Here is a 12,970-nt window from a genome sequence, read left to right as displayed (position 1 = left end):
GCACGTGTCGGGGAGAAGAAAGTCACTGTGAGCATGGACGAGGGGCGGTCGTGGTGAGCCGGATCGTGATCATCGGCGGGGGGCCGGCGGGCTACGAGGCGGCACTGGTCGCCGCCCAGTTGGACGCCGACGTCACCGTGGTGGAGGCCGACGGCGCCGGCGGTGCCTGCGTGCTCTCCGACTGCGTACCGTCAAAGACCTTCATCGCCAGCTCAGAGGTGGTCACCGGGTACCGCGACACCGAGGTGTTCGGCGTGCACTCCGACGGGCTGGACGCGGTCACCGTCGACGCCGGGGCGGTCCACGAGCGGGTCAAGCGCCTCGCCCTGGCCCAGTCCGCCGACATCCACGCCAAGCTGCTCAAGGCCGGCGTCACCTTCGTCTCCGGCCAGGCCCGGATGGGCGAGGACACCCTCGGTCACACCCACCGCGTGATCGTCACGCCCGGCGGCGAGGAGGCGGCGTACGCGATCGACGCCTCGACGGTGCTGATCGCCACCGGCGCGACCCCGCGCCAGCTGCCCACCGCGGTGCCCGACGGTGAGCGCATCCTGACCTGGCGGCAGGTGTACGACCTGCCCGAGCTGCCGGAGCACCTGATCGTGGTGGGTTCCGGCGTGACCGGTGCCGAGTTCGCCAGCGCCTACCTGGCGATGGGGATCGAGGTGACCCTGGTCTCCAGCCGGGACCGGGTGATGCCGCACGAGGACGCCGACGCCGCGCAGGCGATCGAGCGGGTGTTCCGCTCCCGGGGCATGACCATCCTGAACAACTCCCGCGCCGAGGGCGTCCGCCGCACGTCCGACGGCGTCGAGGTCGAGCTCGCCGACGGACGCAAGGTGTACGGCTCGCACGCGCTGATCGCGGTCGGCTCGATCCCCAACACGGCCGAGCTGGGGCTGGCCGAGTACGGCGTCGAGCTGGCCCGGGGCGGCTACGTCACGGTGGACCGGGTCTCCCGTACCAACGTGCCCGGCATCTACGCCGCCGGTGACTGCACCGGGGTGCTGCCGCTGGCCAGCGTCGCCGCCATGCAGGGCCGGATCGCCATGTGGCACGCGCTCGGCGAGGCGGTCCGGCCGCTGCGGCTACGGACGGTCGCGGCGAACGTCTTCACCGACCCGGAGCTGGCCACCGTGGGCGTCTCCCAGGACGAGATGGACGCCGGCAAGGTCCCCGCCCGGCAGGTGATGCTGCCGCTGGCCGGCAACGCCCGGGCGAAGATGGCCGAGGTGGCCGACGGCTTCGTCAAGCTCTTCTGCCGCCCCGCCAGCGGCCAGGTCATCGGTGGTGTGGTGGTCGCCCCGAAGGCCAGCGAGCTGATCCTGCCCATCACCATGGCCGTGGAGAACAACCTCACCGTCAACGAGCTGGCCCAGACCATCACCATCTACCCCAGCCTCTCCGGCTCCGTCACCGAGGCCGCCCGCCAGCTCATGCTCCACGAACTCGAGTAACCACCCACCCGCACCGCCCCACCCCACCCTCACCGCCCCACCCTCACCGCCCCACCCCGCCCCACCCCCACCGTCACCGCCTCGTCGATCATGCACTTATGGTCGCCGATTCGCGTTGATTTGCGGCTTTTGCGGAGACAAAAACTGCATGATCGCGGGGAGCGGGGAGCGGGGAGCGGGGAGGGTGGCGAGGAGGGTCAGGAGGGTGATCTCGGTGAGGATGAGGGCGCGTTCGATGAGTCCGTAGAGGGCTCGGTCGCCGGGGTAGGCGGACCAGGCCATGGCGGCCACCAGCAGCAAGCTGGCCAGGGCCAGGGCGCGTAGCCAGCGGCGGGCGTGCGGCTGGGCGGGCAGGCGGATGGCGAGCAGCCAGCCGGCGATCGGCAGGGCCAGGAAGGCGAGCACCGAGGCGTACCGGTGCACGTAGGCCGCGGTGTCCATGGGCGTACCGGGCGGGTTGGTGGGCACCAGCCCGGACACCAGCAGCCCGCCGGCCCAGACCGCCAGCAGCGCGGTGGCCGCGTGCCGTCGGCCGTCGGGCGGGCCGAGCCGGCGCAGGGCCGGGATGAGTACGGCGGAGGCTGCGGCGATCACCAACATCGCCACGTGGATGCTTCCGCCGGAGTCGGAGACGGCGTAGTCGCTGACGGTCACACTCACCGGATCGAGCCCCTCCACCGCCACGTGGCCGACGATGGCGAGCAGCGCCGCCAAGGTGATGCCGGCGAGGGTGAGCCCTCCGCTGGTCCGGATTCCAGGCATGGCTCAGCCTGGCGTCGGCGGCACCCCAGACGGATCCGGGACGAGCACCGAAATCCAAGCCGGGGTCCACCCCTACCGGTCGCGGACCTGACACGTTGCGTGCGGTCCGGGATCTCCCCTGAGGGCGTGTCCGACATCACCCGGAATTACCCTGGACGTCTGACCTGCGTGGGCTCGCCAGCCCTTGCCGGACGGTGACCGGATCCACCTGGTATCGAAGTCGATCAGCGGAGGGTCGTGGTCGCGGGATGGTGGTGCGGCGGCGTACCGTTGTCGGCGCGCGGCCCGCGTCGGGTCCCCCGTTCCTGACGCCGGCGGCCGCCACCGGGCCGCTGACAGGTCCCGTGTCAGCGGCCCGGCCTCCCCCGGAAGCAGGGCTCGCGGGGCCTTCCACCGGAAGGCGAGGCTCCCGGCCTCCCCCGGGGAAGCAGGGCTCCCGGGGCCTCCCGCCGGAAGGCAGGGCTCCCGGCAACGTGCGGATCAGCCTGCGGTGGACGCCGCCGCAACGGGCGCCGGGTCGTCGCCCCCGGCCGCCTGGCGGAACTGGGACTGGTAGAGCCGGTGATACGGGCCGTGCGCGGCGAGCAGCTGCTCGTGGGTGCCCTGCTCGACGATGCGGCCCTGCTCCATCATCAGGATCAGGTCGGCGTCGCGGATGGTGGAGAGCCGGTGCGCGATGACGAAGCTGGTCCGCTCCGATCGCAGCGCCGCCATCGCCCGCTGGAGCAGTACCTCGGTACGGGTGTCCACCGAGCTGGTCGCCTCGTCGAGAATCAGCAGTGCGGGTTCGGCGAGGAACGCCCGGGCGATGGTGATGAGCTGTTTCTCGCCGGCGCTGACGTTGCTGCCCTCCTCGTCGATCACGGTGTCGTAGCCGTCCGGCAGGCTGCGTACGAACCGGTCCACGAAGGTGGCCTGGGCGGCGGCGAGGATCTCCTCCTCGGTCGCGTCGGGTCGGCCGTAGGCGATGTTGTCGCGGATGGTGCCACCGAACAGCCAGGTGTCCTGGAGCACCATGCCGATTCGGCCGCGCAGGTCGTCGCGGCGCAGCGCGGTGATGTCCACCCCGTCGAGCGTGATCCGGCCGGCGTCCAGCTCGTAGAAGCGCATGATCAGGTTGACCAGGGTGGTCTTGCCGGCGCCGGTCGGCCCGACGATGGCCACGGTGTGACCGGGCTCGGCCACCAGGGACAGGTCCTCGATCAGCGGCTTGTCCGGGGCGTACCGGAACGAGACGTGTTCGAATTCGACCCGGCCGTGTGGGTCGGTCACGCGCACCGGTGCGGCCGGGTCCGGAATCTGCTCGTCGGCGTCCAGCACCGCGAAGACCCGCTCCGCCGAGGCCACCCCGGACTGGAGCAGGTTGGCCATCGAAGCGACCTGGGTGAGCGGCTGGGTGAACTGACGGGAGTACTGGATGAACGCCTGCACGTCGCCGAGGCTCATCGCGCCGGAGGCGATCCGCAGCCCGCCGACCACGGCGATCGCCACGTAGCTGAGGTTCCCGATGAAGAGCATCGCCGGCATGATGATCCCGGAGATGAACTGGGCACCGAAGCTGGCCTGGAACAACTGCTCGTTCTTGGCGTGGAAGGCCGCCTCCACCTCGCGCCGCCGGCCGAAGACCTTGATCAGGTCGTGGCCGGTGAACGCCTCCTCGATCTGCGCGTTCAGCTCCCCGGTGTGGGTCCACTGCGCGATGAACTTCCGCTGCGACCGCTTGGCGATCTGCCCGGCCACCACGACCGACAGCGGCACCGCGACCAACGCGACCACGGCGAGCAGCGGCGAGATCCAGAACATCATGCCGAGCACACCGACCACGGTGAGCAGCGAGGTGAGCAGTTGGCTCAGGGTCTGCTGGAGGCTCTGCGAGATGTTGTCGATGTCGTTGGTGACCCGGCTGAGCAGCTCACCGCGCGGCTGCCGGTCGAAGTAGGACAGCGGTAGCCGGTGCAGCTTCTCCTCCACGTCCGCGCGCAGTTTGAGCACGGTCCGCTGGACCACCCCGGTGAGCAGCCAGCCCTGCCACCACATCAGCAGGCTGGCCGCCAGGTAGAGGCCCAGCGCCAGCAGCAGCACCCGACCCAGGGCGGAGAAGTCGATCCCGGCCCCGGGCACCACGTCCATCCGGGCGAGCATGTCGGCGAAGTTGTCGTTGCCGGCCGCCCGGGCCGCCGCGACCGCCTCGTCGGCGCTGGTGCCCGGTGGGAGCTGTTGGCCGATCACCCCGGTGAAGATCAGGTCGGTGGCGTGCCCGAGCACCTTGGGCCCGATCACGGTGAGCCCGACGCTGACCACCGCGAGCCCGATGACCGCACCCACGTGCAGACGTTGCGGGCGTAGCCGGTTCAGCAGCCGGCGGGCGGTTGGCCCGAAGTTCATGGAACGTTCCGCGGGCATCCCCGCGCCCATCCACGGTGGCCCGCCGCGCTGGCCGCCGGGCGGGAGTCGCTTCGGCGTTGGCCCGTCCGGCGCCGACGGCTGCGCCGGTACGCCGCGAACCCGTTGCTCGCTCATGCCGGCTCTCCGCTTCGCTGCGTGCCGGCATGAGGCACCTGCACGCTGAGTTGATGATTCGCTCGCTGGCGCTCGCTCATGCCGGCACCTCCGTGGTCTGCTGAGACGCCACGATCTCCGCGTAGGTCGGACAGGTCGTAAGGAGGTCCTCATGTCGGCCCACCCCGACCACGCCGCCGTCCTCCAGGACGATGATCTGGTCGGCGTCGACGATCGTGGAGACCCGTTGGGCGACGATCACCACCGCTGCGGTGGCGGTGACCGGCCGCAGGGCCGCTCGCAGCCGGGCGTCGGTGCCGAGGTCGAGCGCGGAGAACGAGTCGTCGAACAGGTAGATCTCCGGCTGACGGACCAGGGCTCGGGCGATCGCCAACCGCTGCCGCTGGCCGCCGGAGACGTTGGTGCCGCCCTGGGTGATGGGGGCGTCCAGGCCCTCGGGCATGGCCTCGACGAAGTCCCGGGCCTGGGCGATCTCCAACGCCGCCCACAGTTCCTCGTCGGTGGCGTCCGGGTTGCCGTAGCGCAGGTTGGTCGCCACCGTTCCGGTGAACAGGTACGGCCGCTGCGGCACCAGCCCGATCCGGCGCCACAGTTCGTCCGGCGCGAGTTCCCGCACGTCGACGCCGTCGACGAGCACCGCACCGGCGGTGACGTCGACCAACCGGGGGATCAGGTTGAGCAGGGTGGTCTTGCCCGCGCCGGTGCTGCCGATGATCGCCATGGTGGTGCCCGGCGTGACCCGGAACGAGACCTCTCTCAGCACCGGTTCGGCGGCACCCGGGTACTGGAACCGCACATTGCGCAGCTCCAGTTCGGCCCGGGTCGACACCTGGGTGACCGGGGCCGGGGTGGGCACCACCGAGGAGTCGGTGTCGAGCACCTCCACGATCCGTTCTGCGCAGACCGCCGCGCGGGGCACCATCATCAGCATGAAGGTGGCCATCATGACGGCCATCAGGATCTGCATCAGGTATTGCAGGAAGGCGGTGAGCGCGCCGACCTGGATAGCTCCGGCGTCCACCCGTTCCGCGCCGAACCAGAGCACCGCCACGCTGGAGACGTTGAGCACCAGCATCACCACGGGAAAGATCAACGCCATCAGGCGGCCGGTGCGGAGGGCGGTCGCGGTCAGGTCGGCGTTCGCGGCGGCGAAGCGTCTCACCTCGTACGGCTCCCGGACGAATGCCCGGACCACCCGGATCCCGGTGATCTGTTCCCGGAGCACCCGGTTGATCGCGTCGATGCGGGTCTGCATGAGCCGGAAGCCGGGCACCATCCGCCGGATGACCAGGCCCAGCAGGATCGCCAGCACCGGCACGCAGACCAGCATCAACCAGGAGAGTCCGACATCCTCCCGCAGGGCCATCACCACGCCGCCGATGCTCATGATCGGAGCGGCGACCAACATGGTGCAGCTCATCAGCACGAGCATCTGCACCTGCTGCACGTCATTGGTGTTTCGGGTGATCAGCGACGGGGCGCCGAAGCGGGCGACCTCCCGTGCCGAGAAGGTGTTGACGTGTCCGAAGACCGCTGCCCGTACGTCCCGGCCGAAGCCCATGGCGATCCGTGCGCCGAGACGGACCGCCACGACCGCGCAGACGATCTGCACCACGCTGACCGCGAGCATCCACCCGCCGGTGCGGGTGATGTAGCCGGTGTCGCCCCGGGCGACGCCGAGGTCGATGATGTCGGCGTTGAGGCTGGGCAGGTAGAGCGAGGCCATGGTGCCGACGAACTGGAGCAGCACCACGGCCGCCAGCAGCCGTTGGTACGGCCGCAGGTGGCCGCGCAGCAACCGGATCAACACGTCGGGCCTCCTGCCGCCCCGCCGGGTGCCTCGTCGCTGCCGATGACCTCCAACAGGAACTGCCGGATGACGGCCGCCTTCGCCGGATCGGCGTCGACCGAGGTGAGCGGCTGCCCGGACCGGATCGCTGCGGTGAGCGCGGCCACCCGCTCCCGACCGGCCGTGGTCAGGGTGAGGTTGACGCTGCGCCGGTCCGTGTCGTCGCGGTGTCGCTCCACCAGGCCGTCCCGTTCGAGGGTGTCCACGATGCCGGTGAGTGTGGCCGGGCGGACGAAGCACGCCTCGGCCACCCGTCGGTGTGGCAGCTCACCGTGCTCCGCGAGCGCCAGCAGGGTGGCCATGCCGGCCTGGGTGAGACCGTGCTCGTCGGCGAGGTAGCGATTCCACCGTTGGCCGGCGAGGTGACCGGCGACCACCAACAGCCGACCGAGCGGCACGTCCGCCAGCTGAATCAGAGTCATGCTCGCACATTAGCCCCCTGAAAATCAGGGGCCGAACTATTTTTCGTCGGTCCGGTCAGGGGTCGACCGCCACGGCCACGGCTGCGGCGATGAACAGCACCTGAAGCAGGGCGCGCGATCCGAGTGGGGTCACCGGACGCCCGCCCAGGGTCAGCCCTCGGCGCGCGGCGGAGACGTTTGCCGGGAACATGACCAGCATCAGTGCGGCCAGCCCGGCGCCGGTCCAGCGGGCGGTGGCCGGTACGAGCAGCCCGACCGCGCCCGCGAACTCCAGCACCCCGGTGACCGTGACCAGCAGGTCTGGCCGGGGAAGCCGGGGCGGAACCATGGCGATCAGGTCCTGCCGCCGCCCGAGGCCGAAGTGGGCCAGCCCGGTGAGCACGAACATCGCGGCCAGCCCGACGCGCAGGGACGGGTGCCAGCCGTCGAGGGCGGTGATCCCGGCGAGCCCGGCCAGCCGGGCCACCGCCGCCGTGAGCAGCAGGGCGATCAGGGGCGCCATGGAAGACCTCCTCAGACAGAATCTTGTCATCGTCAAGATTGCCCCGGGAGGCGTCATCTTGTCAATGGCAAGATAGGATTTCGGCATGACCAGCACTCGCGGCTACCACCACGGCGATCTACGTCGCGTGCTGCTCGCCGCCGCTGTCGAGGTGATCGAGGAATCCGGGTCGGCGGCCCTGAGCCTGCGCGACCTGGCCCGTCGCGCCGGCGTCTCGCACGCCGCGCCCGCGCACCACTTCGGCGACCGGGCCGGCCTGCTCACGGCGCTCGCCGTGCAGGGCTTCGACCTGCTCGCCGAGGCGCTGCACGCCGCCGGCACCGACCTGCTGGACGTCGGGGTCGCGTACGTCGACTTCGCCGTCGGGCACCGCGCGCACTTCGAGGTGATGTTCCACCCCGACCTCTACCGGGCCGACGACCCCGAGATACGGGCCGCCCGGGCCCGTTCCGGCCGGGCACTGCACGCCGGGGTGGCGGCTCTGGCCCAAGCCCGGCCCGGCACCCGACAGGATGATGCGATGGCCGCCTGGTCGATCGTGCACGGGTTCGCGACCCTCTGGCTGGCCGGCGCGCTTCCCGCCGGCCTCGGCGACGATCCAGGGGAGGCCGCGCGAGCGGTGACCCGGCGGCTCTTCACCCCACCGCCCGGTCCCTGAGTGCGCCGGCCTCCGGTGCGGCCGACCCGCCCGCCGTCGGGCCGGGTAGGATCACCCTGGCCTTGGGCCGCTACGACGGATGGAACAGGGAGGTGGACGCGGCCGTGACCAGCGAACCTTCCAGTCCCGTGCCGCGGCGCACCGCACCGGCCTGCCCCTGACCCGCTCGGCGCAGGTGGCCTGAACCGGTGCTGCTCCCCGGTGATCGCGCGCTCTCGTACCCCCTTGGCCACCTGAAAGGGTTTTCCGCCGTGCCCATCTCGATCATGCACGTCGGTCGCAGCGATCGATGTCCGTCAGCCGCCGGGCGTCCAGTGTCCGGCCGACCGGCCGTGCGCAGCACTCGGGAGGGCGACGGTGGCCGATGACGACCTGCGTGGACTGCTGGACCGCCACGATCTCGCCGGCGTGCAGGGGTGGCTCGACGCGCACCCGCCACACGTGATCGCCGACGAACTGGCCCGCCTCGACGGCACGGCCGCCGGGGTGCCGTTCCGGCTGCTGGACAAGGACCGCGCCCTGGCGGTGTTCGAGGAACTCGAACCGGTCGACCAGCAGGCCATCCTCGCCGGGCTGCGGGACCAGGCGTTCCGTGACCTCGTCGAGGGGATGGACCCCGACGACCGGGCCAGGATGCTGCGCGAGGCCCCGGCCAAGGTAGCCAAACGGGTCCTGGCCGGACTGTCGGCTCACGAACGGCAGATGACCGCCGCGCTGCTCGGCTACCCGGCCGGGTCGGTCGGGCAGATCATGACACCGGAGGCGGTGGCATTGCCCGGGCAGCTCACCGCCGGAGAAGCTCTGCAGGCCGTGCGGGACAAGGGTGCGCAGGCGGAGACCGTCTACACCCTGCCAGTGGTCGACGCCGGTCGTTACCTGATCGGCGTGACCGGACTGCGCGACATCGTGCTCAGCTCACCCGACCGGCCGGTCGCCGAACTCGTCGACGCCGACGTGCCCCGGGTATCCGCGACCGACCCCGCCGAGCAGGCCGCCCGGCTGATGCGCGAGACCAACACCCTCGCCCTGCCCGTCGTCGACAGCGAAAACCAGCTCCTCGGACTGCTCACCATCGACGACGCCGTCGAAGTCATCGAGGCCGCCGACACCGAGGACGTCACCCGCCAAGCCGCCTCCGGACCGTGGCCCGGGCACTACATGGCGGTCAGCGTATGGCGGCTGGCCCGCTCCCGCGCCCCGTGGCTCGTGCTGCTCATCGTCGCCTCCGTGCTCACCGTCAACGTGTTGCAAGTCTTCGAAGCAACCCTGGAGGCCGTCACCGCCCTGGCCCTGTTCATCCCGCTGCTGGTCGGCACCGGCGGCAACGCCGGCGCCCAGGCCGCGACCTCCGCTGTTCGCGCCATCGCGGTGGGCGAACTGCGCGGCTCCGACCTACCCGCCGTCATCTGGCGCGAGGCCCGAGTCGGGCTGCTCCTCGGCGCCGTCCTCGCCCTGGTCGGCCTCACCGTCGGCACCGTACTGGTCGGCGGTGACATCGCCGTGGTCGTCGGCCTGTCCCTCGTAGCCATCTGCGCCTGGGCCGCGACCGTCGGCGCGACCATGCCGCTGCTGGCCGAGCGGCTACGCATCGACCCGGCCGTCGTGTCCGCCCCGATGGTCACCACGCTCGTCGACGCCACCGGACTGATCATCTACTTCCTCATCGCCCACGCCGTGCTCAACCTGTAACCCGACTACGAACCCGACCGCCAACTGGTGGGCAGGGGCATTCCCTCGGTGTAGCCGGCGGTGCTCTGCACGCCGACCAGCGCCCGCTCGTGGAACTCGGGCAGGGTGCGCGCGCCAGCGTAGGTGAACGCGCTGCGTACGCCGGAGATGATCTCGTCGATCAGGTCCTCCACCCCCGGGCGGGTCGGGTCCAGGTACATCCGGGCCGACGAGATGCCCTCCTCGAAGATCGCCTTGCGAGCTCGGTCGTACGGGCTGTCCTCCGCGGTCCGGGCGCTGACCGCGCGCGCCGAGGCCATCCCGAAGCTCTCCTTGTACCGCCGGCCGTCCGCGTCGGTGTAGAGGTCGCCGGGCGACTCGTAGGTGCCGGCGAACCAGGAGCCGATCATCACGTTCGACGCCCCGGCGGCCAGCGCCAGTGCCACGTCGCGGGGGTGCCGCACGCCGCCGTCGGCCCAGACGTGGCGGTCCAGCCGCCGGGCCGCCGCCGCGCAGTCGAGCACCGCCGAGAACTGCGGCCGGCCCACCCCGGTCATCATCCGGGTGGTGCACATCGCGCCCGGACCGACGCCGACCTTGACGATGTCCGCGCCGGCTTCGACCAGGTCGCGTACGCCATCGGCGGTGACCACGTTGCCGGCCGCCACCGGGACGCCCGGGTCGAGCCCGCGGACGATCCGGAGCGCGGAGATCATCCGTTCCTGGTGGCCGTGCGCGGTGTCCACGACCAGGGTGTCCACCCCGGCAGCCAACAGCGCGGCGGCCTTGCCCGCGACGTCCCCGTTGATGCCCACCGCCGCGGCGATCCGCAGCCGGCCCCGGTCGTCCACCGCCGGCTTGTAGAGCGTCGCCCGCAGGGCGCCCTGCCGGGTGAGCACGCCGACCAGCCGGCCCTCGCCGTCCACCACCGGGGCCAGCCGGCGCCGGCCGGCGGAGAGCCGGTCGAAGCCGGTACGCGGGTCCGCGTCCGCCGGCACGGTGTGCAGGTCGGTGGACATCACGTCGCGTAGTTGGGCGAAACGGTCCACCCCGACGGTGTCGGCGTCGGTGACCACGCCCATCGGGCGGCCGGCGTCGTCGACCACGATCACCGCACCGTGCGCCCGCTTGGGCAACAGGTGGATCGCGTCGCCGACGGTGTCGGTCGGTCCGAGCGCGATGGCCGTGTCGTACACCAGGTGGCGCTGCTTGACCCACGCGACGACCTCGGCCACCACCTCGATCGGGATGTCCTGGGGAATGACCACGATGCCGCCGCGCCGGGCCACGGTCTCGGCCATCCGCCGCCCGGCGACCGCCGTCATGTTCGCCACCACGAGGGGAATCGTGCTGCCCGTGCCGTCGCCAGTGGCCAGGTCGACATCCAGCCGCGAACTCACCTCGGAGCGGGCCGGCGCCATGAAGACGTCGTTGTAGGTCAGGTCGTACGCGGGATTCGCGCCATTGAGGAACCGCACCCGGCCATCATTCCCACCGGAGACCCCCGGCAGTCCCGGCGGACAGCGAAAACACCCGCTCAGTCGCTCTCAGCCGAGCAGCAGCGCGACCGCCACCAGCACCATCACCACCGCGATCACACCGTCGAGGACCCGCCAGACCCGGGCCCGGGCGAGCAGCGGAGCGAGCCGGTACGCACCGGCGCCCAGCGCGGTGAACCAGACCACGCTGGCCGCCGTCGCGCCGAGACCGAACACCCAGCGATGCTGGTGCTGCTGGGCCAGGCTGCCGAGCAGCAGCACGGTGTCCAGGTAGACGTGCGGGTTGAGGTAGGTGAAGGCCAGACAGGCCGCCAGCGTGGCGCCGAGCCGGGCCGGTGATCGTTCGGCGGGGGCCAGCGTGCCGGGGCGCAGAGCGCGGCGAGCGGCCAGTGCCGCGTACGCGAGCAGGAACGCCGCCCCGCCCCACCGGATCGCGGCGAGCAGGTCGGGGCGCCCGGTCACCACCGAGCCCACCCCGGCGATACCGAGGCCGATCAGCAGCGCGTCCGAGGCCGCGCAGGCCAGCACGACAGGTACCAGATGCTCGCGACGCAGGCCCTGGCGGAGCACGAAGGCGTTCTGCGCGCCGATGGCGACGATCAGGGCGATGGCCAGCGAGAAACCGGCGATGGCTGAGGTGAGCACGCACCGACGGTAGGGGCCGCGCCAGCGCTGGTCCAGCTAAAGATTCTTCAGATGATTAAGCTCCGCTTCATGAGTGGCCTGGCCCCGGTCCAGCTCCGTAGGCTCGCCGCGGTCGCCGCCGAGGGCAGCTTCGAGGCGGCGGCGCGACTGCTGCACGTGACCCCGTCGGCGGTCAGCCAGCGAATCAAGGCGCTGGAGGAGACCGTCGGCCAGGTGCTCGTCCGGCGGCACCGGCCCTGCGACGTCACCGAGGCCGGCCGCCCCCTGCTCCGCCTCGCCGGGCAGCTCGCGCTGCTCGAACGGGAGGCGCTGGCCGAGGCGCGGGGGTCGCTCGGCGTCGACCCCGGTCGTACCCGGGTCGCCGTCGTGGTCAACGCCGACTCGCTCGCGACCTGGTTCCCCCCGGCGCTGGCCCGGCTGCCCGCCGAGCCCGGGTTCTCCTTCGACCTGCGGCAGGACGACCAGGACCACAGCGCTGAACTGCTGCGCGCCGGCACGGTGATGGCCGCGGTGACCGCACAGCGCGAACCGGTGCAGGGCTGCCGGGCACGACCACTCGGCGCGATGCGCTACCGGGCCCTGGCCGCCCCGCCGATGGTGGACCGGTGGTTCGCCGACGGGCTCACCCGCGCGGCGCTCGCCGCCGCGCCCGTGGTGGTCTTCGACCGCAAGGACCGCCTGCAACACCGCTTTCTGCGTACGGTGACGGGACGCGCCCTCGATCCGCCGGTGCACTACGTGCCGTCGGTGCCCGCGTTCAGCGCGGCGATCCGGCTCGGCCTCGGCTGGGGGCTGGTGCCGGAGCAGATCGCCGAGGACGACGTGGCCGGCGGCAGTTGCGTGGACATCGCACCCGGCCGGGTGGTGGACGTCCCGCTCTACTGGCAGCACTGGCACCTCGACTCGCCGGTGCTCGTGGCACTCACCGCCGCCGTCCGGGCGGTCGCCGCCGAGACTCTCCGCCCAGTGACCGGTCAGGACTGTTAGG

The 12,970-nt window shown here is 71.7% G+C and carries 11 protein-coding genes; 4 read left to right on the top strand and 7 right to left on the bottom strand.

Annotated elements, in window-relative coordinates; translation table 11 throughout:
• Positions 1 to 53: 53 nt before the first annotated feature.
• Positions 54 to 1,457, top strand: coding sequence for an NAD(P)H-quinone dehydrogenase (locus IEY61_RS27440; protein ID WP_189049528.1), 1,404 nt, complete (start codon positions 54 to 56; stop codon positions 1,455 to 1,457).
• Between the two features lie 96 nt (positions 1,458 to 1,553).
• Here the strand turns inward: IEY61_RS27440 and IEY61_RS27435 are convergent, their stop codons facing one another.
• The 5 genes from IEY61_RS27435 to IEY61_RS27415 form a co-directional block, all read right to left on the bottom strand.
• On the bottom strand, positions 1,554 to 2,219 hold the full coding sequence (locus tag IEY61_RS27435) for a DUF998 domain-containing protein (protein WP_189049480.1): 666 nt from the start codon (positions 2,217 to 2,219) through the stop codon (positions 1,554 to 1,556).
• A gap of 480 nt (positions 2,220 to 2,699) precedes the next feature.
• Positions 2,700 to 4,739 carry an ABC transporter ATP-binding protein gene (locus IEY61_RS27430; RefSeq protein WP_189049478.1) on the bottom strand — a complete coding sequence of 680 codons (2,040 nt, stop codon included), beginning with the start codon at positions 4,737 to 4,739 and terminating at the stop codon, positions 2,700 to 2,702.
• 76 nt (positions 4,740 to 4,815) lie between these two features.
• Positions 4,816 to 6,549: an ABC transporter ATP-binding protein gene (locus tag IEY61_RS27425; protein ID WP_189049476.1), complete on the bottom strand. Its 1,734-nt coding sequence runs from the start codon at positions 6,547 to 6,549 to the stop codon at positions 4,816 to 4,818.
• Positions 6,543 to 7,010, bottom strand: coding sequence for a MarR family winged helix-turn-helix transcriptional regulator (locus tag IEY61_RS27420; protein ID WP_189049474.1), 468 nt, complete (start codon positions 7,008 to 7,010; stop codon positions 6,543 to 6,545). Before IEY61_RS27420 ends, IEY61_RS27425 begins: the two co-directional genes overlap by 7 nt.
• 55 nt (positions 7,011 to 7,065) lie before the next feature.
• Positions 7,066 to 7,512, bottom strand: a complete 447-nt coding sequence (locus IEY61_RS27415) for a DoxX family protein (protein ID WP_189049472.1) — start codon at positions 7,510 to 7,512, stop codon at positions 7,066 to 7,068.
• Positions 7,513 to 7,597: 85 nt separating this feature from the next.
• Between IEY61_RS27415 and IEY61_RS27410 the strand changes: the two genes are divergently transcribed.
• Both IEY61_RS27410 and mgtE read left to right on the top strand, forming a co-directional pair.
• On the top strand, positions 7,598 to 8,170 hold the full coding sequence (locus tag IEY61_RS27410) for a TetR/AcrR family transcriptional regulator (RefSeq protein WP_189049470.1): 573 nt from the start codon (positions 7,598 to 7,600) through the stop codon (positions 8,168 to 8,170).
• Positions 8,171 to 8,527: 357 nt separating this feature from the next.
• Entirely contained in the window at positions 8,528 to 9,859 is a 1,332-nt protein-coding gene (gene mgtE, locus IEY61_RS27405; protein WP_189049468.1) for a magnesium transporter, read from the top strand.
• Positions 9,860 to 9,864: 5 nt separating this feature from the next.
• On the opposite strand, the gene IEY61_RS27400 is transcribed toward mgtE, so the two are convergent.
• Positions 9,865 to 11,316 (bottom strand): GuaB1 family IMP dehydrogenase-related protein, encoded by a 1,452-nt coding sequence (locus IEY61_RS27400; RefSeq protein WP_189049466.1) that lies wholly within the window; start codon positions 11,314 to 11,316, stop codon positions 9,865 to 9,867.
• Positions 11,317 to 11,385: 69 nt separating this feature from the next.
• A complete protein-coding gene (locus IEY61_RS27395; RefSeq protein ID WP_189049464.1) occupies positions 11,386 to 11,982 on the bottom strand; it encodes a LysE/ArgO family amino acid transporter in 597 nt (198 codons plus the stop codon).
• A gap of 69 nt (positions 11,983 to 12,051) precedes the next feature.
• Here IEY61_RS27395 and IEY61_RS27390 point away from each other — a divergent pair, with 69 nt between their 5' ends.
• Complete coding sequence (locus tag IEY61_RS27390) at positions 12,052 to 12,969, top strand: LysR family transcriptional regulator ArgP (RefSeq protein WP_189049462.1); 918 nt, start codon at positions 12,052 to 12,054, stop codon at positions 12,967 to 12,969.
• Position 12,970: the final 1 nt, after the last annotated feature.

Source organism: Micromonospora sonchi (assembly GCF_014646235.1).
In the GTDB taxonomy this organism is placed as follows: domain Bacteria; phylum Actinomycetota; class Actinomycetes; order Mycobacteriales; family Micromonosporaceae; genus Micromonospora; species Micromonospora sonchi.
The sequence above is the reverse complement of the archived record's forward strand: the minus strand, read 5'-3'. Positions and strand labels throughout refer to the sequence as shown.